This is a genomic window from Acinetobacter sp. YH12098, assembly GCF_013419235.1.
Classification (GTDB): domain Bacteria; phylum Pseudomonadota; class Gammaproteobacteria; order Pseudomonadales; family Moraxellaceae; genus Acinetobacter; species Acinetobacter amyesii.
In genome coordinates this window covers 1-22,025 of record NZ_VPAO01000014.1, presented here as the reverse complement: position 1 = coordinate 22,025, position 22,025 = coordinate 1, and the positions used below count along the sequence as shown (strand labels likewise).

General features: G+C 40.5%; 17 protein-coding genes, 1 tRNA gene and 3 pseudogenes. 10 read left to right on the top strand and 11 right to left on the bottom strand.

What is annotated here, in order from left to right; all coding sequences use genetic code 11:
* Positions 1-19: 19 nt before the first annotated feature.
* Positions 20-1,090 (bottom strand): uroporphyrinogen decarboxylase, encoded by a 1,071-nt coding sequence (gene hemE, locus FTU38_RS05880; protein WP_078191978.1) that lies wholly within the window; start codon positions 1,088-1,090, stop codon positions 20-22.
* A gap of 205 nt (positions 1,091-1,295) precedes the next feature.
* On the opposite strand from hemE, the gene FTU38_RS05875 reads away from it, so the two are divergent.
* Both FTU38_RS05875 and FTU38_RS05870 read left to right on the top strand, forming a co-directional pair.
* Positions 1,296-2,516 carry a L,D-transpeptidase gene (locus tag FTU38_RS05875; protein ID WP_180003208.1) on the top strand — a complete coding sequence of 407 codons (1,221 nt, stop codon included), beginning with the start codon at positions 1,296-1,298 and terminating at the stop codon, positions 2,514-2,516.
* Between the two features lie 192 nt (positions 2,517-2,708).
* Positions 2,709-3,404: a pirin-like bicupin family protein gene (locus FTU38_RS05870; protein WP_168379153.1), complete on the top strand. Its 696-nt coding sequence runs from the start codon at positions 2,709-2,711 to the stop codon at positions 3,402-3,404.
* 30 nt (positions 3,405-3,434) lie between these two features.
* Here FTU38_RS05870 and FTU38_RS05865 read toward each other — a convergent pair whose 3' ends face one another.
* The 6 genes and pseudogenes from FTU38_RS05865 to FTU38_RS05840 form a co-directional block, all read right to left on the bottom strand.
* Positions 3,435-3,572: a hypothetical protein gene (locus tag FTU38_RS05865; RefSeq protein WP_180003210.1), complete on the bottom strand. Its 138-nt coding sequence runs from the start codon at positions 3,570-3,572 to the stop codon at positions 3,435-3,437.
* A gap of 556 nt (positions 3,573-4,128) precedes the next feature.
* Positions 4,129-4,530 (bottom strand): annotated as a pseudogene (locus FTU38_RS16820) (guanosine-3',5'-bis(diphosphate) 3'-pyrophosphohydrolase); the annotation flags it as partial.
* 159 nt (positions 4,531-4,689) lie between these two features.
* A complete protein-coding gene (locus tag FTU38_RS05855) occupies positions 4,690-5,376 on the bottom strand; it encodes a GntR family transcriptional regulator (RefSeq protein ID WP_180003212.1) in 687 nt (228 codons plus the stop codon).
* Positions 5,377-5,378: 2 nt separating this feature from the next.
* Positions 5,379-8,978: an urea carboxylase gene (gene uca / locus FTU38_RS05850; RefSeq protein WP_180003215.1), complete on the bottom strand. Its 3,600-nt coding sequence runs from the start codon at positions 8,976-8,978 to the stop codon at positions 5,379-5,381.
* A gap of 19 nt (positions 8,979-8,997) precedes the next feature.
* Positions 8,998-10,812: an allophanate hydrolase gene (gene atzF, locus FTU38_RS05845; protein ID WP_180110743.1), complete on the bottom strand. Its 1,815-nt coding sequence runs from the start codon at positions 10,810-10,812 to the stop codon at positions 8,998-9,000.
* Positions 10,813-11,279: 467 nt separating this feature from the next.
* A tRNA-Arg gene (locus tag FTU38_RS05840) sits at positions 11,280-11,355 on the bottom strand.
* A 188-nt stretch (positions 11,356-11,543) separates the two neighbouring features.
* On the opposite strand from FTU38_RS05840, the gene FTU38_RS05835 reads away from it, so the two are divergent.
* The 7 genes and pseudogenes from FTU38_RS05835 (at position 11,544) to FTU38_RS05805 (ending at position 18,035) form a co-directional block, all read left to right on the top strand.
* Positions 11,544-12,479 (top strand): ABC transporter ATP-binding protein, encoded by a 936-nt coding sequence (locus FTU38_RS05835; RefSeq protein ID WP_180003219.1) that lies wholly within the window; start codon positions 11,544-11,546, stop codon positions 12,477-12,479.
* Entirely contained in the window at positions 12,476-13,249 is a 774-nt protein-coding gene (locus tag FTU38_RS05830; RefSeq protein ID WP_180003220.1) for an ABC transporter permease, read from the top strand. Before FTU38_RS05835 ends, FTU38_RS05830 begins: the two co-directional genes overlap by 4 nt.
* Positions 13,249-14,067, top strand: a complete 819-nt coding sequence (gene queF, locus FTU38_RS05825; RefSeq protein WP_180003222.1) for an NADPH-dependent 7-cyano-7-deazaguanine reductase QueF — start codon at positions 13,249-13,251, stop codon at positions 14,065-14,067. Before FTU38_RS05830 ends, queF begins: the two co-directional genes overlap by 1 nt.
* 17 nt (positions 14,068-14,084) lie before the next feature.
* Positions 14,085-14,735, top strand: a complete 651-nt coding sequence (locus FTU38_RS05820) for a hypothetical protein (RefSeq protein WP_180022475.1) — start codon at positions 14,085-14,087, stop codon at positions 14,733-14,735.
* Positions 14,736-15,522: 787 nt separating this feature from the next.
* Positions 15,523-16,524: a lytic murein transglycosylase B gene (gene mltB, locus FTU38_RS05815; protein WP_078191987.1), complete on the top strand. Its 1,002-nt coding sequence runs from the start codon at positions 15,523-15,525 to the stop codon at positions 16,522-16,524.
* A 287-nt stretch (positions 16,525-16,811) separates the two neighbouring features.
* Complete coding sequence (locus FTU38_RS05810; protein WP_078190310.1) at positions 16,812-17,426, top strand: septal ring lytic transglycosylase RlpA family protein; 615 nt, start codon at positions 16,812-16,814, stop codon at positions 17,424-17,426.
* Positions 17,427-17,578: 152 nt separating this feature from the next.
* Positions 17,579-18,035 (top strand): annotated as a pseudogene (locus tag FTU38_RS05805) (DUF962 domain-containing protein).
* A gap of 253 nt (positions 18,036-18,288) precedes the next feature.
* Here the strand turns inward: FTU38_RS05805 and FTU38_RS05800 are convergent.
* The 3 genes from FTU38_RS05800 to rpsB all read right to left on the bottom strand — a co-directional run bounded on the left by FTU38_RS05800 (position 18,289) and on the right by rpsB (position 20,736).
* Positions 18,289-18,798, bottom strand: a complete 510-nt coding sequence (locus FTU38_RS05800; RefSeq protein ID WP_180007645.1) for a DUF3465 domain-containing protein — start codon at positions 18,796-18,798, stop codon at positions 18,289-18,291.
* A 174-nt stretch (positions 18,799-18,972) separates the two neighbouring features.
* Positions 18,973-19,848: a translation elongation factor Ts gene (gene tsf / locus FTU38_RS05795; RefSeq protein ID WP_078190313.1), complete on the bottom strand. Its 876-nt coding sequence runs from the start codon at positions 19,846-19,848 to the stop codon at positions 18,973-18,975.
* 141 nt (positions 19,849-19,989) lie between these two features.
* Positions 19,990-20,736 (bottom strand): 30S ribosomal protein S2, encoded by a 747-nt coding sequence (rpsB, locus tag FTU38_RS05790; RefSeq protein WP_078190314.1) that lies wholly within the window; start codon positions 20,734-20,736, stop codon positions 19,990-19,992.
* Positions 20,737-20,943: 207 nt separating this feature from the next.
* Between rpsB and map the strand changes: the two genes are divergently transcribed.
* On the top strand, positions 20,944-21,771 hold the full coding sequence (map, locus tag FTU38_RS05785) for a type I methionyl aminopeptidase (RefSeq protein WP_078191991.1): 828 nt from the start codon (positions 20,944-20,946) through the stop codon (positions 21,769-21,771).
* Positions 21,772-21,915: 144 nt separating this feature from the next.
* Here map and FTU38_RS05780 read toward each other — a convergent pair.
* Positions 21,916-22,025: pseudogene (locus FTU38_RS05780) on the bottom strand (IS5/IS1182 family transposase); the annotation flags it as partial.

Genomic DNA, 22,025 nt, shown 5'->3' with positions numbered 1-22,025 from the left:
AACCAATTTCCCTAAAGCCTTATAAATACTTGGCACTATATTCGTGTACCGTATCAATAAAAGCTTTTGGATTGGCTGGATCTACCCACTGGGTAATACCATGACCTAAGTTCGCCACATAACCGGTTTTTTCACCGTTGGCATATGCGTCATCTAACATGGCACGCGTCGCTTTCGCAATCGCTTCAGGCGAACCATACAATGTTGCTGGGTCTAAGTTGCCTTGCAATGCTGCACGGCCTGCGACTGTTTGACGTGCTACATTTAATGGCGTAGTCCAATCTAAACCAAAGGCATCTGCACCCGTTGCAATCATTGGCTCTAACCATTGACCACCACCTTTGGTAAACAAAATCACAGGGACTTTGCGTCCATCTTTTTCACGCTGTAAACCTGCCACGATTTTTTGCATGTAGTTCAGTGAAAATTCAATGTATTCACGGTGTGCTAATGCCCCACCCCAACTATCAAAGATTTGTACGGCTTGCGCACCTGCATCAATCTGCGCATTGAGATATTCAGTCACCGCCACAGCCAAACGGTCTAATAAGGCATGCAGCACTTCAGGTTGTGCATACATCATTTGTTTCGTAAAACGAAAATCTTTGCTTGAACCGCCTTCCACCATATAGGTTGCCAATGTCCAAGGACTGCCTGAGAAGCCAATCAAAGGAACTTGTCCGCCCAATGCTGAACGAATCGTAGTCACAGCATTCATGACATAATCTAAGTCAGATTTGGCATTAAACTTAGGTAAATTCAGTACATCTTGTTCAGTACGTACAGTTTTATGAAACTTCGGACCTTCACCAGCTTCAAAATACAGTCCCAAACCCAACGCATCAGGTACAGTCAAAATGTCTGAAAATAAAATGGCTGCGTCTAAGTCATAACGACGCAAAGGTTGTAATGTAACTTCACAAGCAAATTCTGTATTTTTACAAAGGGATAGGAAATCACCTGCTTTGGCACGTGTTTCACGATACTCTGGTAAATAACGGCCAGCCTGACGCATCATCCAAACCGGAGTTGCATCTACCGGTTCACGTAATAAGGCGCGCAAGAAACGATCATTTTTTAAGGTCGTCATTCACTTTCCCAACTTAATTCGATATTGGCATCATCATATCAAAAAGGTTGTAAATATAATAACTTCTCAAGCATTTAAAAACCGATCATGTTGAGTGCCAAAAATGATATTTACACAAAACAACTACTGCATCTCCACTTTTTTTCTGTAATACTTAGCCAGTTTTTAATACACAGTAAATGAATAATTCTTAAGGTTGAATTACATGTTCGTTCGCACCATGCTCGCACTGAGCCTAAGTTGCATATTTGCTGGTACAGCTATTGCCGCATCTACTGCTGAACAACCATTAACGCCAAAAAAAGTGACTAATGTTGCAGTTCAGGATCCCATTGATCCGTTAGCGACTGAAGCTTCATCTGCAACTAGCCAGATTAGCGCTCAAGAACAAGAAGATCTGAACCAAGCATCGCAAACTTTAGACAGCTTGCAACAATCAGAAGATGTTAAAGCCGACATCGGTGCTGCACCTGCTACAGCGACTGCTACAACTCCAACATCAACTTCGCCTGCTGCCAAAGTTGCTTGGGGTTTAAATGACCTAAATAATGCTCAGTGGTATGACAACATTGGTAAAGGTCAATTCCCTGTTTATGCACGTGCGCATGTCATGCTCAATAATGCACATGCTTCACCGGGTGCAATTGATGGTACCAGTGGTAAAAATACCCTAAAGGCGATCGCTTCATTCCAACAAATGAATGGGTTGAAACCTACAGGGACTTTAACTAAAGAAACTTGGGATGCGCTGATTGCGAAACAAGGTTCTAAACCTGCATTCATTGAATACACGTTGACTGATGCAGACTTGAAAGGTCCTTATGCAGCATCGATTCCACACGACTATGCATTACAAGCAAAAATGAAGGGCTTGTACTACACACGTGTGACTGAAATGTTGGGTGAAAAATTCCACATGGATGAAGACTTTTTGAAAAAGTTGAATCCAAAAGCGACATTTAAAAAAGCTGGTGAAAAAATCTTAGTAGCGAATATTCGTAACGAAGTTCCTGAAGATATTCACCTAATCGTTGCACATAAAGGCGCGAAACAACTTTACTTGTTTAATAGCCGCAACCAAATGATCGGTTCATTCCCTGCAACGATTGGTAGTTCAGATACTCCATCGCCTACAGGTACATACAAAGTCACAGGTGTTGCACCAAACCCATGGTACAGCTACTCACCGTCTAACTTTGTTCAAGGCAACAACAAAAAACCACTTTCATTACCACCTGGTCCAAATGGCCCTGTCGGTAATATCTGGATTGGCTTGAGCAAAAAATCATTTGGTATTCACGGTACACCGAACCCATCTGCTATCTCAAAAACTGCATCACACGGTTGTATTCGTTTGACCAACTGGGATGCAAATGACTTAGGTAAGAAAGTGAAATCTGGTGTGACTGTTAAATTCTTAGAATAATTTTAGTCACATTTAAAAAAGCCTGCTTCGTGCAGGCTTTTTTTATAGCTGTGCATTCATGCATAACAAAAGACTCAATCATGAATGATCGTTGCAAAAATAGGATGAATTGTCGCTAAAAAACTATATATCCCGATTTAGTTCAATCTTAAAATAGGCACATGTTCAATAATTAAGATAAGGATGAATGCCATGAATGCTTTTTTACATCCAAGTGAAAACCGTGGTCACGTAAAAATGGGCTGGCTTGAGTCTAAACACAGCTTCTCTTTTGGTAACTGGTATGACCCGAAATACATGGGCGTTAGTGCGCTTCGTGTAATTAATGATGACTTAATTGCAGCACATGAAGGTTTCGGTCAACACCCACATGACAACATGGAAATTTTAACTTGTGTGTTAAAAGGTACCATTACGCATAAAGACAGTATGGGCAACCATGGTGGCATTTCTGCAGGTGAATGGCAGCTGATGAGTGCAGGTACAGGTGTGCGTCATAGCGAAATGAACCAAGGTGATGAAGATGTGCATTTACTACAAATTTGGATCGTTCCAAATGAACGTGATGCTGAACCGACCTACCAACAAATTAAATGTGATCCACGCGATCAACCCAATCAATGGCATTTAATTGTCGGTCCAAATGACAATGCAGCTATGCATATTCGCCAGCAAGCGGAAGTTAAATCTGCATTTTTGACGAAAGGTCAATCTTTAGATATCCATGCAACGCAGCATATCAACTATATCCATGTTATTTCAGGTTCAGTGCAAATTGCTGAACATAAAGTTGAAGCTGGTGGTGCAATTGCGTTCTTAGAAGATAGCCAAATTGAAGCGCTTGAAGATGCTCAAGTGATTTGGTTTGATTTACCCGAAGTAAAATAACGAAAAAGCCCTCAAATGTGAGGGCTTTTTTTATGCCGCTTGGCTCAGGCGTTCACTTCGTTTATACAACCACATCAACACCAAAGTTGGAATGATAAATCCTGCAGCCACCATGATGCCATGTAGGATTGAAGCATAAGGTTCAGCAAGCATGGCCACATGTTTCATTGGAGATGTCAATGGATGGAATCACTTTAAAAGTCTCGAAATCAAGCATTTCGAGATATTCTTAAATGACACTCAGCATCTAATTATCTAGATAAGATTCATCAATCACCAGTGACTTTCTCTTGGTGCGCTTGCACTTTATGTACGACCCCTAGAATCCACCCAGTCAGCCTTAAGCTTCCACGCGATAAAAATGATTTTGCATAAAGACGCCAAACATAGAAGCAAATAATTGCCGATCTTGTTCAGCTTGAAAAATGCCCCCGAAATAGTCTCGATCTATGGTTAAAATTAAATTTAAGAATATTGCCTGCTTGGGAACCACTCCCTTTCTTTGGCAATATGCAAAATATGCGCTGACATCTTCAAATAAATTCCACCATTCCTGTGGACTTCCAATCTGAATACCACCTAATGAATGCTCTAGATCAAACATCGCATTGAGAAGATATTGAAAATTTTGCTGTGAACTTTGAAATTGAAATCTCGGATAATCTGTTGTTAGATTTAAATTGATCAGATGTAAATGGACGCTCCGAGCACACTCTAATCTATGTTTAACTTTTACATATTGTTGATACCGACGTTTATCTTTTACTGTGACCGAAGTTAAGCGAGACAAATCCATATTGTCGTGTAAATCACTGAGTTTTACTTCACACGCTATTGCATTTTTAGCAGTACGCTGCGCCGCTTGAAATCGGTTCTCACCTGTTGTTTTAGTTAGTGCCTGTATTGCGTCGATAATATGGGCTTGAAAACCTAAAGCATGAAGCTCATCCGTCGTTGTCTCTGTATCTTCTAAAATGTCATGTAATACAGCGACGATTTTAGCGTCGGGATGTTGCACATTTTGCATCACACGAAGTGGATGCTGAATATAAGCTTGACCCGCTTTATCGACTTGTCCGAAATGGCGTTCAGTCGCCAAAGAAATCGCGTTTTCTAAAGTTGAAATATAGAACCTCCCCTTCGTGGTTTTTTTTATTTTTCTCCATCATATTAACCAGTGAATACAGATATTTGTAGCTCTAAGCACGCCCCTAACGACACAGATTGACTCGTAAAATGCATATTTTCCAAGACTTTCCATGAGGTAGATCTTTTGCAAATACTTCTATGCCATTCGCGCCAACATTTCCAAAGTAATTTTTTTCACCTCTTCTTTACTTTGCTGAATATGGCTGCGCATTTTCTCCAATGCCGCTGTAACATTATGTCCAAGGATCAATTGTAAAATCTGTTGATGCTCTGCATAAGTGGCTTCAATTCGATAATCTTTAGAAAAATCTAAGCGACGAATAATACGAATTTTTTCACTCACATCCCGATGCACCTTTGCCATTTCACTATTAGCGATTGCTTCAAGCAATTGGCAGTGAAATGCTTCATCTTGCATCGATAAAGTTTTTAAATCATGCAAAAACTGCTCAGGCGGAATACACCACAAATTCACCAAGTCCTGTAAAGCCTGTTTGAGTTGCTCTGATTCCATTTTGCAGAGCTGCTCAATGGCATAGCATTCCAGCAAAATCCGTAAATCATAGAGTTCTTCATAGGCTTTAAAATTGAGTGGCTTCACTTCCCAACCGCTACGAAAATGCACCCTTACATAGCCATCTTGCTGTAAACGGTATAAAGCCTGACGTACGGGTGTACGGCTCACTTCATACAACTCGGCAATTTCAGATTCGGTAAAACGTGCGCCCGGTTTGAGCTGGAAATCAAAAATATCGTTTTTTATTTTTTGGAAAACCAGCTCAGACAAGTTGTCTGAGCTTTTCCCAACAATGGCTGAGGTCATGTTTATTCCATATAAACCAGCGGTTCACCGCTATGTACCGTTTGTCCTGCACGGCAAATAATCGCTTTCACGATACCATCATCATCGGCATAGACTGGAAGCTCCATTTTCATCGCTTCAATAATGGCTACAGTCTCACCTTTCTTCACAGACTGTCCAGCTTCGACAAAAATTTTCCAAATGTTGCCGGTCATCGATGCATTTAAAGCTGCATACTGGCTATAGTCGGTATCATCTTGCAGGATTTCCATTTCCGCAGGTGCATCAAACTCATCTTTCCAGCGTTCAACTTCAGTTGTAAATGCCTGCTGCTGCTGTGCTTTAAATTCGGCAATACTGTCCTTCTCTGTTTCCAAAAAGGCTTGATAGGCTGCAAAATCAAATTCAGTTTCTTCAATTTTGATTTCCGCCACACCATTGGCAAAGTCAGCACGGAATTGATCCAGTTCAGCTTCGGTTACTTCATAATATTTAATTTGATCAAAGAAGCGTAAGAACCATTGCTGATCGCCAAACTGTTTGTTCTTTTTAAACTTATTCCAAATAGGCAGTGTACGGCCAATCAATTGATAACCGCCTGGTGAGTCCATGCCATAGATACACATGTACATACCGCCAATACCCACTGTGCCTTCTGCAGTAAAAGTACGTGCAGGGTTATATTTCGAGCTGAGCAAACGATGACGCGGATCAATTGGCACTGCACAAGGTGCAGTTAAATACACATCACCCAAACCTAAAATTAAGTAATTTGCATCAAAAAGAATGTCTTTGACTTGCTCACGACTGTCTAAGCCATTAATGCGCTGAATGAAATCGACGTTATTTGGCAACCAAGGCGCTTTGGCACAGACACTTTCTTGATAACGTTCCACAGCACCTAAAGTGGCCGAGTCCTCAAATGCCATCGGCAAGTGAATAATACGGGATGGAATCTTGATTTGGCTCAAATCTCCCATCTCATTTTCGAGTCCTAATAAGAACTGGATTAAATTCGCTTGGCTGAAACGCAATCCATCATATTTAATTTGCAGTGAACGTACACCTGGTGAAAGCTCTAAAATGCCATCAATGGTCGCTTCACGAATGAGCTGCATCAGTCGATAAACACGTAAGCGTAATGCAAGGTCGAGAACGTTTTCGCCATATTCCAACAAGATATAACTGTCACCTGCCTGACGATAGACCGCTTTTGGCGCATGTGCATCCGCTTCACGCACAGCCAATATCCCTTCAGGCTTGCATTCAAAATTGACCAACGCTGACTTTTCAGGTACTTGAGCAAAGTTTTGGATATCGGCAATTTGCTGAACTTCCAATGCATTGGCTTGTTCAACACTCATCGGATAGAAACTAATGCTGTCATCTGCCTTCAGTTGACCAATTTTCCAAAGTTCAGCTTTGGCAATCGTCACTGGGCAAACAAAGCCACCGAGGCTTGGGCCATCTTTAGCCAAAATCACGGGAAAATCACCAGTGAAGTTAATCGCCCCAATGGCATATTCACAGTCATGCACATTGGATGGATGCAAACCTGCTTCACCACCATTTTCACGTGCCCAGCTTGGTGTCGGGCCTGTTAAGCGAATGCCTAAACGGTTTGAGTTAAAGTGCACATTCCATGTTGAAGCAAAAAATTCTTCAATATATTCAGGTTTAAAGAAATCTGGTGCACCATGCGGGCCATAGAGCACACCAATTTTCCATTCTTTGCCATAGCTTGGAATACGTTCTGCTGCCAAAGCTTGCGGTGCTGCTGTTGCAATTTCCAATCCATCTAAAGGCAGACTTGGATTGACCATTTTAATCATGTCACCTGCACGCAGCACTCGCCCTGCATGACCGCCAAAATTACCCAATGCAAAGGTTGAGCGGCTGCCTAGATATTCAGGTACATTTAGTCCGTTGCGGATTGCAAGATAAGTACGGCAACCCGACTCAACTTGTCCAAGTACTAATGTTTGCCCTGCTTTGATGCTGATCGGTTGCCAAAAATCGACATTCACACCATCTAGAGTCGCGCTACATGGCGCACCTGCTAAGGCTACGATGCTGTCGGCATGAAATTTAAGACTTGGTCCTTGTAAGGTAAATTCAAAGCCTGCTGCCGATTTTGGATTACCCACAACTTGATTGGCCAACTGAAATGCATAATCATCCATTGGGCCTGATGGCGGTACACCAATATCCCAATAGCCCACACGCCCCGGATAATCCTGAATCGTACTTTGTGTACCTGGTTGCAGCACCTCAATCACATTTGGCACATATTTAAAATCATCCAGCAGGCGTGTCCAAATTTGCATATTTTCAAAGCGTGCATCAGACACTACGGTATGCGCATAGTCTAAGTTGGTGCTGATGCCATTCAAGCGGGTTTCAGCCAAGGCTGTTTTTAACTTGGCAATCGCACTGTCTCGGTCTGCAGCATGCACAATAATTTTGGCAATCATCGGGTCAAAATATTGTGAAATTTCAGTACCTGTAGACACCCAAGTATCCACACGAATATCTTCAGGGAAATACACATCCGTCAACACACCCGGACTTGGCTGGAAGTTTTTCACTGGATCTTCCGCATAAATTCGCACTTCAATGGCAGCACCATTGGGTTGAATATTGCTGAGTTTTTCCCAATCTAAAGCATCACCTGCCGCCACTTTCAGCATGCATTCAATCAAATCTAAACCCGTCACCATTTCAGTGACTGGGTGTTCAACCTGCAAACGGGTATTCACTTCAAGGAAATACACTTCATCACGGGCAGCATCATAGATAAACTCAACCGTACCTGCGCTGCGGTATTTCACCAATTGACCAAGCTCTACAGCAGCACGGTGCAATTTTTGACGGGTTGCTTCAGGTAAATGCGGTGCTGGTGTTTCTTCCACCACTTTTTGGTTACGGCGCTGCAAGGAACAATCACGCTCACCAAAGGCAACGACTTGCCCTAAACCATCACCAAAAATTTGTACTTCTACATGACGGGCTTTATCGACAAAACGCTCGAGGAAAACACCCGCATCTTTAAAAAACTGCTCGCCTAGACGCTTTACACTTTCATACGCATCTTTTAATGATTGTTCATCATCACAGCGGGTTAAACCAATCCCGCCACCGCCTGCGGTGCTTTTCAGCATGATGGGATAGCCAATCTCTGCAGCAGATGCGAGTGCTTCATCCAAACTTGCCAATAAACCTGTGCCCGGTGTCATGGGTACATTGGCTGCCGCAGCCAATTCACGTGCACGATGCTTCAAGCCAAATTCTAAAATTTGTTCGGCGGTTGGCCCCATAAAAGCAATGTTATTTTCCTCACATGCACGGGCAAAGTCGGCACTTTCAGATAAGAAACCATAACCGGGAAATATTGCTTCAGCACCAGTTTGTTTGGCTGCTTGAATCAATTTTTCAATACTTAAATAAGTCTCTGCAGGTTTAATACCTTCAAGAGAAACTGCCACATCTGCATCTAAGACATGCTGTGCATAACGATCGGTCTCTGAATACACGGCAACAGATTTCACACCTAATTTTTTTAGAGTACGAATCGCACGAACAGCAATTTCACCACGGTTTGCAATTAAAACTGTTTTAAACATGATTATTTCCCCGATTTTTTTAATTTGATTTTGCTGTTGTTGCTTGCAGTGATTGGATATAGGCGCGCCAGCCGCCAAATTCACTGATATTTTTTGCACCGTTTAGGCCATAAGGTTCACAAATAAAGCCTTTCACCCAACGTCCATCGGCAAGCTCGATATTGCCCATACCGAGTGGTGTTGGAATTTCGGCGACAAATTCACCAAAGCGTGCTTTTGGAATATCCCAAAGCTCGACAATAATTTTTTGCCCCGCTTCCTGACGCGCTAAACCTGGTTTCGGCGGTACTGTGCCCGGCAGTGCATAGAGGGCGTAATCGGCAGAAGTAGTTGTGGTTTCGACATGCACAGCTTGGCGTGTTGTCAGTTGGAAATTGAGTGGCATACCTGTGAGATGTGCGCCTACAACCGCAACTCGAAAATGCTGTGCTGATGGTGCAGAAATGACTGAAGCTACTTCAGGCAATGTTTTGCCTACTGCACCAAGTGGTAATTTCAGATGGTTTTGCCATTTTTCTGCAAAGTTTGCTAAAGCCGTATCGTGCCAAGCCGGTGCAATTAAAGTAATTCCAAAAGGCAGCCCGTCGGCGCGAAAGCCTGCAGGTACAGCAATGGCACTCAGATCAGCTAAATTGGTAAAGTTGGTATAGGTGCCAAATTGGCTATTATTTTCAATTGGCGCTTCAGCCATTTCTGCCAGTGTGTGAATGGTTGGCGAACTTGGCACCACTAAGGCATCAAATTGCGCTAAGATTTGCTGAATGTCTCGAGCCAATTCTTGCTTTAAATATTCGGCGTTATAAGCATCCACCGCAGTGTACTGCTGCCCTTTTTGAATAATTTCTAAAACTGTTGGATCAAAGTCTTGTACCGATGTTTCTAATAAGTCTGCAACTGCAGCAGTTCGCTCTGCGACCCATGACCCTTGGTAAAGTTGGCTCGCCAATTGACTAAAAGCGCTGAAATCAATTTCTGTCAGTTCTGCGCCTAAGTTTTTTAATTTAGTCAGTGCTTGCTGAAATGCATCCGCCGATTGAGCATCGCCAAAAAATTCTAATTGTTTTGGAATGGCTAACTTTAATTGTGCGCTGAACGTTGCAGGCGCTGTTGCAGGATTCACACGTGAATAGCTGTCGCTTACATCAAAACCTTCCATAACATCTGCCACAGCAGTCGCATCAGCGACGGTTAAGGCAAAAATTGAAATGCAATCTAAGCTTTTACACGCAGGCAATAAGCCTGTATTTGAAAAGCGACCTTTGGTCGGTTTTAAACCAACAATATTATTAAATGCTGCGGGAATTCGTCCTGAGCCTGCTGTATCTGTACCGAGTGCAATCGGGACTAAACCACGCGCCACCACACTGCCTGAACCAGAGCTTGAACCACCGCTTACATAGTCAGGATTAAAAGTATTTGGCACTGCACCAAATGGTGAACGTGTACCGACCAATCCTGTGGCAAATTGATCTAAATTGGTTTTGCCTACAATAATCGCACCCGCTTGTTTTAAGCGTTGTACCACATAGGCATCTTCAGTTTTAATTTCAGTAAATAATTTAAACGCAGCCGTTGACGCAAAGCCTGCCACATCAATATTGTCTTTCACTGCAATAGGCACACCAAACAAAGGTAAGGCAGTCGCATTTTCAATTTGTTTTAAAGCGTCAACCTGTGCAGTTAATTGCTCTATAGATGCAATGGAAATCCATGCTGGATCTGCATGGTCAAATTGCTCGACCAAGGCATATAAGTCTTCAAGTTGAAGTGTGTTGTTTGCGTAGCCCGCTTTCCATTCCGCTAAAGTCCAGCCTAAAGTTTTTATTGAGTTCATTGATGTGCTCATTCTTGTATCCAAGTTTGAATACTATGTTGCACACATCATGCCAACTCTAATTATTATTTATTTTTCAATATCTTAATATATTTTATCGATCATTGGCCTATTTTATTTAGCCAGTACAAAAGGATAAATGTTCTATTAAGTTTCCCATCTCCACTATTTTGGTGCATGACTTTTAATATCGTGTTTTCAATAGATTCTTTTCATTTAGATGCAGATATAAATATAGTGAACTTTCTATTTTCACTCTTTATAAACTTTCAATTTAAATGTTTTTATGACTTTGAACTTAGAATAAAAACAACTGAGAAATATTTTGAATTTTATATATAGAAAAAGATACATCAATGATGGCTAAAGCAATATTGGGCTTTGAGATTGATCGGGTTGAATAGAAAAGTAGTAATAATAAAAGCTATTGATTCGCAAAATTTAGTTAAACAGTCAAAACTAAAAAATGGTGCGCTCAGCGGGACTCGAACCCACGCCACAGGCTTCGGAGACCTGTACTCTATCCAGTTGAGCTATGAGCGCTTATTTTGGATTGCGCACATCATAACAAAAAAAACTGTAAGGTAAAGCAACTATATAGATGTTAGGCTTTTTTCTGCTTAAGCTTTATACAACGTTCTATTTATAAAATGCAGAATTCCATACGATTTACTTGGTTTATTTGCCCCGATATCGCACAATACTCACACTATTTATAGAGTGAATTATTTATGACTGATGCACTAACGTTAAAGCAGCTGTCAAAAACCTATAAAAATGGGTTTCAGGCGCTTAAAGGTATTGATTTAACAGTACCCGAAGGTGAATTTTATGCACTTTTAGGTCCCAATGGTGCAGGAAAATCTACCACGATTAGTATTATCAGTTCACTAACCCGTAAAACTTCAGGTACTGTCGAAATTTTTGGCCATAATTTAGATACCCATCCCTCGCATGCAAAGCAGTGTTTGGGCGTTGTACCTCAAGAATTTAACTTTGGTCAATTTGAAAAAACATTTGATATTTTGGTGACTCAAGCTGGTTATTACGGTATTTCTAAAAAGATAGCAGAGAAACGTGCAGAGGAATATTTAGAAAAGCTTGGCCTTTGGGAAAAACGTAGCACCCAAGCACGCATGCTATCGGGCGGTATGAAACGCCGTTTAATGATCGCTCGTGCCATGATGCATGAACCTAAACTACTGATTTTAGATGAGCCGACTGCTGGTGTTGATATTGAGCTACGCCGTTCAATGTGGGATTTCCTCACTGAAATGAACGAAAAAGGCACGTCCATTATTTTAACGACACACTATTTAGAAGAAGCTGAAATGTTGTGCCGTCGAATCGCAATTATTGATCGTGGTGTGATTAAAGAAGACACCAGCATGAAAGGTTTTCTCAGTCAGTTGAATGAAGAAACCTTTATTTTCGATTTAGCCGAACCCATTGAACCGATCCATATAGAAATTATTGGTGTCCGTTTCAACTTAGTAGATCCTATCACCTTAGAAGTCACTATGGATAAAGCCCATACCTTAAATGATTTATTCCAACTCATGGAATCACAAGGTATTCAGGTTCGAAGTATGCGTAATAAATCTAACCGACTAGAAGAACTGTTTGTCCGTATGGTCGAAAAAAATCTTGAAGGTGCAGCACAATGAATTTTAACCAACTGTGTATCGCCCTCTACACCTTAGTGTATAAAGAAATTCGCCGTTTCATGCGTATTTGGCCGCAAACTCTTCTCCCACCGGCGATCACCATGAGTTTGTACTTTGTGATTTTCGGTAATTTAGTCGGTTCACGCATTGGGCAAATGGGTGGTTTTAGCTATATGCAGTTCATCGTGCCCGGCTTAATTATGATGGCGGTCATCACCAACAGCTATGCCAATGTGTCATCCAGTTTCTTTAGTGCAAAATTTCAAAAAAGCATCGAAGAATTAATCATGAGCCCGGTGCCGTTACATATGGTGCTTTGGGGTTATGTGATCGGTGGTGTTTGCCGTGGTGTTTTAGTCGGCTTTATTGTCACTGTGATGAGCCTATTTTTTACTGAATTACACCTGACCAATATCTTCGTAACTATATATACAGTTCTCATTACTTCGCTGCTGTTTTCTCTTGGCGGATTTATTAATGCTGTTTATGCAAAATCTTTTGACGACATTTCGATTATCCCGACTTTCGTCCTGACTCCGCTGACTTATTTAGGCGGTGTTTTCTATGCCATCTCATCACTGAGTCCTTTTTGGCAAAATCTCTCTTTAATCAACCCTGTCGTGTATATGGTCAATGCATTCCGCTACGGTATTTTAGGTCATAGCGATGTGAATGTCGGCATTTCACTGACAGTAATTACTGCATGTTGCGTTGTTCTTTATGGCGTGGCGTATCATTTACTTTCTCGTAGTTCAGGAATGCGTGAATAATGAGTGTAGAACAATCCCTTTTAGGTAAAGACACCAACTACCCAACAGAATATCAACCTGATATTCTTTTTCCGATTGCACGTGCCACTGCACGTGAACAATATGCCCATGTGGAAGGCATCCGCCAAGGTAAAGACTGGTGGCATGTTTTTGAAATTTCTTGGTTAAATACTTCAGGTGTGCCTCAAGTCGCTATTGGCCGTTTAACTTTGCCTGCAAGTTCAGACAACCTCATCGAATCGAAATCTTTAAAGCTCTACTTTAATAGTATGAACTTTACCAAATTTGATTCTCAGGCAGCGTTTAAAGCAACCGTTGAAAAAGACTTATCGGCAGCAGCCAATGCCGCTGTGACTATTGATCTATTTCATGTCGATGATGTTGAAATTTCAAAACCGCAAGGCATTTGTATTGATGACTTAGAACCCACCCAGTTAGAAAATCATCCAAATGCAGCTTTACTCGCTTTAGATGAAGATGCAGCGCAAGAAGAAGTTGAAATTCAACTTTATTCACATTTATTAAGAAGTAACTGCCCAGTCACGGGTCAACCTGATTGGGGAACGGTATTTATAAGGTATAAAGGTACTAAGCCTTGTTATCGTAGTATTCTGGCTTATATTATTTCTTACCGTCAGCATAATGGTTTCCACGAACAATGTGTGGAGCAAATGTTTGCCGATATTTGGCAACATTTAAAACCAAGTCAGCTGATGGTATATGCTGCCTATACACGCCGTGGTGGATTGGATATCAACCCTTGTCGTGTATCGGATTTAACATGGATGCCTCGCCCCATTCGATTGGCGCGACAATAAAAAAATTGAGGTTAGTGATGCCATTTTTTGGTTTTATTCCTTCTGAGGAACTTCTAAACAGTATCCAAACTGGTCACGCGAAAAAAAATTCAAGTGAACCCCTTTATCCTTTACGTGATAAAACAGCTTTGCTGATTAATGAAGAAATCATTGGTGCAACTATATTAGCTCCTGTTCATCTGTTTCCTGCAAGCGATAAGCGCGACACAGCAGAAAAACTGGCTGGCTATGTCAAATCAACAGTCGCTGTATTGTTAAAGCAGCTACTGGGTAAATCTCCGAATGATGTGGTGAAACAATCCATTGAATTTTCAGAACGAAGTTTATTTCAGGACACAGTCGGCGCTCATCGTGTAGGTCTGAGCTTAGATGCAGGACTGGTCACTAACCTTAAGAACAGTTATGCCGAAATTAAATCGGGTGTAGATGTCAATAAAGCTGCTTTTGGTGAACTGTATAAACAGTTTGCTGAAGCTGCAGTACGTCATTTTATGAATGACTTTAATAAAACACTCGATTTAGGCATGATTAAACGTAAAGCAGCCGATATCGGTTCTTCTGCCGTGATTAAAGCAATTCATATCGCGATTGATAAGATTTTCCCAAATCTGACCAAAGAAGAGCTAGGTGCCCTTGCAGAAGCACATGATTCGATGTTTAACAAATAAATCGCACTACTCGTCAAAACCTAGCTTCAGCTAGGTTTTTTTATGGCTAAACGCATAAAATCGAATCCCGATACAATGACTATATATAGTCATGCAAACACAGTTCTAGAATATGAACTGATCTCAATTAAATGACAGTACATTTATATGTACTATTTTTAAAAATCCACACAGAAAAGAAAGAACCTGATTACAGATCAACTTTTAATGTTAGTCGTCATTTTGGCTTAAATTTCAATGTGTCCATTTTAATATTCAATCTCTTTCTTTTTTATCATTCATTCTATATTTCTACTTTATATAGCAACGTTTTCAACAGCATTGAAGCGTTAGCGAAAACACCCACGAGGTGAATATGCCATCACATGCATATGGAAGCTTTTAGACCGGTACCTTTTTAATCCTGTCCCTTTATTTTTAGATATAACATTGCAACTTTTGTAGCTTCTAAACAGTATTTCGCAACGCGATAAAGTTTACTCGTTCTGCGTTTTTATGAAGCATGAGTTTTAGAGTCATCTTTATTTCAAATGATTTGTGAATATTTGCAAGTTATGTAAATGAATATGTCACTTTTCAATATGTTAACTGCGAAAAAACCCTTTGCTTTGTCTTTTTTTGTATATCTATTTATGAAAGCATGCGCTGTCAGTGGTATCTTAGTTGCTATTGGTAACCTTTACCTTTAATGAGCTATGAAACCAGAAGGTCATCACAATTTTCAGGATCTTTTCCCCTCGAAATTTTGTTCATACTCATCGCTAAAGCAACTGGAAATTTTTTATTTATGCTAAATCGAAATTTTTATAAAAAACTATCACATATTGCCATTATGGCCGGTTCAATTTCACTGACCAGTTTTTGTCAGGCTAACGACTTCCAATCTCATCCGGCATATGCAAGCTTTAAACAAAATGCAATGCAAACCTATGGTCTGAGTGAAAATCAAATTGATTGGGCAATGCAAGGTAGTAAAAACCTACCCAATATTATTAGCATTATGAATCGACCCGGCGAATCAAAGCCTTGGTATCAATATAAAACCAATTTTTTAGCTGAAAGTACAATTCAACGCGGTGTTCGCTTCAAAAATCAATATGCCGACACTTTAAATCGTGCAGAACAACAATTTGGTGTGCCTCAATCCGTGATTTTAGGCATTTTGGGTGTTGAAACAGGCTATGGCAGCAATAAAGGTAATTTTATTACCCGTGATGCTTTGGCGACCCTTGGTTTTGGCTATGAACGCCGTGCGCAATATTTCCAAGATGAACTTGCTGCACTGATTGCTTGGTCATATAAAGATGGTGTTCCAACCAACTCTGTCGTCGGTTCATATGCAGGTGCTGTGGGTTATCCTCAATTTATGCCAAGTAACATTCCAAAATTTGGTGTGGACTACGATGGCAATGGTCATGTTGACCTGCGTAATTCAGCTGTCGATGCCATTGGTTCAATTGCAAATTATTTAGCAAATTATGGTTGGCAGCGTAATCAACCGATTGCTTTTGCTGCTCGCTATAGCGGAAATAACCCAGATGCTATTATTGCAAAGGATTTAAACCAGCCAACACCCTATGGTGTACTCAAGGCTCAAGGTGTAACCCCTATGAATCCATTGGTAAAAATCGATGATCTCGATTTAGTCAATGTCATCCAATTGCAAGATAGTTATGGACCAATTTATTACATTACTTATCCAAATTTTCAGGTCATTACAACCTATAACAAAAGCCGTATGTATGCGACTGCACTATGGCTTTTAGGCACTGAAGTTACCAGTCGATAAGACTGGTTTTTTTCTTATAGAGCAAAAAAGTCAACAAATATTTTCACCAAAACGAGCATTTATTCGACATTTTACACACCTTGTTACATTATTGATTATTTTTTAACCAACTATTGTTAATTTTTTAGACATTTTCAAAGTATTTTAATTAAACACTAGACAGCCTATTGATGGCATGAATATTATCCATCTCGTTAAATATAGTTGCAAAAGTGAAATATCAGACGTGTTTACATGGATATCAGCGACTTAGTTGAACCAGTAAATATGCCATTGGGAGATAAACAATGCAGTCATCAATTATTAAATATGCCTTAGCGGTTGCCACGGCAGTTGCGCTAAGTCAGTCACAAGCTGAGATGGTTCAGTCATCATCATTCAATCATGATAATGACAACTCTCGTCTTGCAGCTCGTGTATTGAATAAAGAAGCTCAAAGCTTCAATTCAAACTTTACGAATTTAAGTAGCCTTTCAATCACTGAGCGTTCTGGCGATAAAATTCGTCGTCAAACAATCGCTGCTAAAATCGAAATTCCTGAAGATGAGCCTTCAGTGATTGAAAAGTTAAATACTGTTGCATCGAATACTGTTCGTAAGTTCACTCAAACAGGTACTGCTTCTTGGTACGGTCGTCAATTCCACGGTCGTAAAACAGCAAGCGGTGAAACGTTTGACATGAACGCACTTACAGCAGCACATCGTAGCCTGCCACTTAATTGCTTTATTCGTGTTACGAATCGCAATAATGGTAAAAGCGTCGTGGTGAAAGTAAATGACCGTGGTCCATTCCATGGTAACCGTGTTCTTGATTTATCTTATGGTGCTGCTAAGCAATTGGGTATTACCAGTGCGGGTACTGCAAATGTGAGCATTGAGCGCGTAGACGGTCCAAATTCTTAATTCTCCAATGAAGTGACTGCATTTAACAGACCACGCCTAGCGTGGTTTTTTATTTGAAGCCTCTTAGCCTTTCTAATCTTCAGTAATCCTGATTTTGACCCTTCCCGCATTCTTGTTTATATTGAAGTCCTTCCCCATGATTAAGGACTATCATGAAAACAATCAACGAATGGTTTGATGAATACAGCGAAAGTCATCAAAATAAAACCAATAAAATTATTCACTGGATTTGCGTACCCACGATTTATTTTTCAATCGTTGGCATATTGGCACATTTTAGCGCGCTACTTACTGCTGTCTTACTTGCTTTAGCATTTATCTTTTACGCACGTTTAGACATTGTCCTTGCTGTTGCAATGGCCGCGTTAACGTTAATCATGGTATGGCTAATTTGGGTACTACCAGTTGGTTATGGCTTTTATATCGCACTCTTTGTATTCGCATGGATTGGTCAATTTTATGGCCATAAAATTGAAGGTAAAAAGCCCTCTTTTTTCAAAGATCTCCAATTCCTCCTCATTGGCCCTATTTGGTGTTTAGATACATTTGCAAGCAAAAGTACTTAGTAATTGGAAAACACACCATAAATCGCAAATAAAGAGCATTTAGAGCACGATTAATTTCATAGATCTCTTTTTCACTTATTCGACATTGGTTTTCTTCATATTCGATGCTTAAAACCCTATTGTTTATAGGTGTATTTATCTCTGGTATTTCCAATCATTTTTTCTATTTATACGACCAAAAAGCCAGTGTTTAAACACTGGCTTTTACTCAATATGGTTAATCCAATTTTATGTTGATAGCTTCATCTGAATCATGATCATTTAAATGACTAAAGTTAAAAATGACTACGTGATTTTTATTGATAGGTTTTACCTTGATGCTTTAACCAACCATCTTGATGACGTCCATTCGGATCGTGATGTGTCCAATGCATCACACCTCCCTTATCTGAATATTCATATTCACCGTAAAATTGAACTGTATCGCCTTTTTCCAAGTCATCAATGCGTGGAGCAAGATCGATATTATGTGCGACTAAAAGCGTTTGACCATTATTTAAGGTCAAAATGAACTTTTGATGTCGGCTACCTTCATTATCATCTCGAAGTACCGCTTTGACTTGACCTGCACCCTCAACCTGAACATTACTGAGTTTATTTTTAAATGCATGTGCAATAATATCTTCAGCACTCTGCCCTTTTTGTTGAGCATCTACAGGTTGTACTGATTCTATTTTTGGCTGTGCGTTTTGTTCCGCTGTCGTCTGAACTGGTGCAGATTTTTGTTGTTGTAAATCGATTCCGAAATAAGCGGCTGTAAGCGCAACAATAATTCCGCCGATGGTTAAATTTGTTTTGTTTGCCATAAGATAGTTTAAATCTAAATTTTCAACTCATTATAGTCATTAATATGGATAAAAATAGAATCTATGCACAAGAATGCACACAATATAAAGTTTAAATAGCTTTGAAATCAGTAAAGCTACAGCCATAAAAAAAGCCCTCTAAAACGAGGGCTTTTTTCTACAAATAATCAGAGATTATTTTGCAGCAGCTTGAGCAGCAGCAACTTCTTCAGCGAAAGAAAGTTCAGCTTTTTTCTCAATACCTTCACCAACTTCGAAACGTACGAAGTTAGCAACAGTAGTACCAGTTGCTTTAAGAACTTCTGCAACTTTCTTATCGTTGTCGATAACGTACATTTGGTTCTCAAGAACAACTTCGTTCAAGTATTTCTGAACTGAACCAGTTACCATTTTTTCAACGATGTTTGCTGGTTTACCAGATTCAATTGCTTTCGCTTCAGCAATTTCTTTTTCTTTAGCGATAAGTTCAGCAGAAACGCCAGCTTCGTTTACAGCAACTGGGTTGAATGCAGCGATGTGCATAGCCAAACCTTTACCAGTTTCAGCATCACCAGCGTATGCAACTACAACACCGATTTTTAAACCGTGTTTATAAACTGCAAGGTTGTCGCCTTCAACGATTTGAGCACGACGTACTTGAATGTTTTCACCGATTTTTTGAACAAGCGCGATACGAGCTTCTTCTACAGTAGCACCATCTTCAAGTTTCAATTCAGCAATTTGAGCAACATCAGTTACACCAGCAGCAAGCGCAGCAGCAGCAACTTTAGCAGAGAAACCAGCAAAGTTTTCGTCTTTAGCAACGAAGTCAGTTTGACAGTTAACTTCTACAAGGATTGCTTTGTTGCCTTCTTGAGCGATAGTGATCGCGCCGTCAGCAGCAATGTTACCCGCTTTTTTAGCAGCTTTAGCTTGACCAGATTTACGAAGGTTGTCGATCGCTAATTCGATGTCACCGCCCGCTTCTGTTAATGCTTTTTTACATTCCATCATTGCAAGACCAGTACGATCGCGCAATTCTTTAACCATGCTTGCTGTAACTGCAGTCATGTTAATCTCCTAAATACGGTAGAAAATGAATTCTTTTTAGAACAGAAACGGCCCAGAGCTGTCTCTTGGGCCGTCTGCATACATGACGCTTACTTTGCCACCATCACGTGTCGCAAAAATGACAAGCTTACGTCAAACGCATTAAGCCTCAGAAGCAGGAGCTTCTTCGCCTTTAGCTTGTGCATTTGCTTGTGATTGAGCATATTCTTTACCAGCAAGAATCGCATCAGCCATAGCAGAAGCGTAAAGAGTAACTGCACGGATCGCATCGTCGTTACCAGGGATAACGTAGTCTACGTTGTCTGGGTTAGAGTTTGTATCAACGATACCGATAACAGGAATACCGAGGTTTTTAGCTTCTTTAATTGCAATTGCTTCGTGATCAACATCGATTACGAATAATGCGTCAGGTAAACCACCCATGTTTTTAACGCCGCCAAGAGCGCGTTCAAGTTTTTCCATCTCACGAGTACGTTCTAAAGCTTCACGTTTAGTAAGTTTAGCGAAAGTACCGTCAGTAGATTGAGTTTGAAGGTCTTTTAGACGGTTGATTGACTGGCGAAGAGTTTTCCAGTTAGTCAACATACCACCCAACCAGCGGTGATCAACATATGGTTGACCTGCACGTTGAGCTTGTTCACGAATGATTGCAGAAGCTGCACGTTTTGTACCAACGAACAAAACTTTGTTCTTTTTGCTAGCCAAGTTGTTAGCAAAGTTCAAAGCATCATTTAACGCAGGAACAGTGTGCTCAAGGTTGATGATGTGAATTTTGTTGCGCGCACCGAAGATGTATTCGCGCATTTTTGGATTCCAAAAACGTGTTTGGTGACCGAAGTGTGCGCCTGCTTGAAGAAGGTCGCGCATGCTTACGTTGTAATCTGCCATTTTCTTTACCTTAAAGTTTGGGTTAGGCCTCCATATACCCGCATTCTCCACCTAAAAAGGCACCCAGAGAAATGTGTCGATATATGTGCGGATTTTATTGCCCCATCGCACAAAGCTCGTGAAAGATATTCACGAAAAAGCATTTGATAAAATGGGCGGCTATTTATACCATAGTCACATACAAATTTCCAAAAGTTTTTAGAGATCATGAACAGTACTTACGAAGCTCCACGTCGATTAATTAAAACGCCTGACGAAATTGAAAAAATGCGCGTCGCGGGTCGACTGGCGGCAGAAGTTTTGGATATGATCAAACCGCATATTGTTCCAGGTGTGACTACCCTAGAACTTGATACGATTTGTCATGACTATATTGTCAATAAACAAGAAGCTATTCCTGCATGTTTAGGTTATGGCGCTGCGCCGGGTCGTCCAGCATTTCAGCACGTTATCTGCACTTCAGTGAACCATGTGGTGTGTCACGGTATTCCATCTGAAAGCAAAAAATTAAAAAAAGGTGACATCTTAAACATCGATGTCACTGTGATCAAAGATGGTTACCATGGTGATACCAACATGATGTATATCGTGGGTGGTGAAACATCTATTTTAGCGAACCGTTTATGCAAAGTTGCCCAAGAAGCCATGTACCGTGGTATGGCGGTGGTAAAACCAGGCGCAACCATGGGTGATATCGGCCATGCTATTCAACAATATGTTGAATCAGAACGTTTTGGTGTTGTACGTGAATATTGTGGTCATGGTATTGGTACCGTTTTCCATGACGAACCACAAGTTTTACACTATGGTCAACCAAATACAGGCATGATCTTAGAAGAAGGCATGACATTCACGATTGAACCAATGGTGAATGGTGGCGACTGGAAAACCAAACTTCTTGGCGATAAATGGACTGTCGTGACTAAAGATCATAGCTTGTCTGCACAGTACGAACACACGCTACTTGTAACAAAAAATGGTGTAGAAGTGCTAACTGCTCGCCCTGAAGAAGATTTATCGCGTTTTGTTCAATAAGCAAAGTATTTGAAGTATAAAATTTAATTAAAAAGGTCACACAGGTTGTGGCCTTTTTTATGCCCTTTTTTTATCCGTGACTTTAAGATTTTTCCATAAAATTTGATTAAAAATTTAAGTAACTCAATAGATTTCTTTCATAAGTCATTTTTCACTCAGCTCCAAGTTATAAATTCCAGCAATTAGATTGAATCTTAATGCTAGTCTTTTGCCTCGATTGCGATATCGCTCAGCAAGAATTTTGAAGGTTTTCA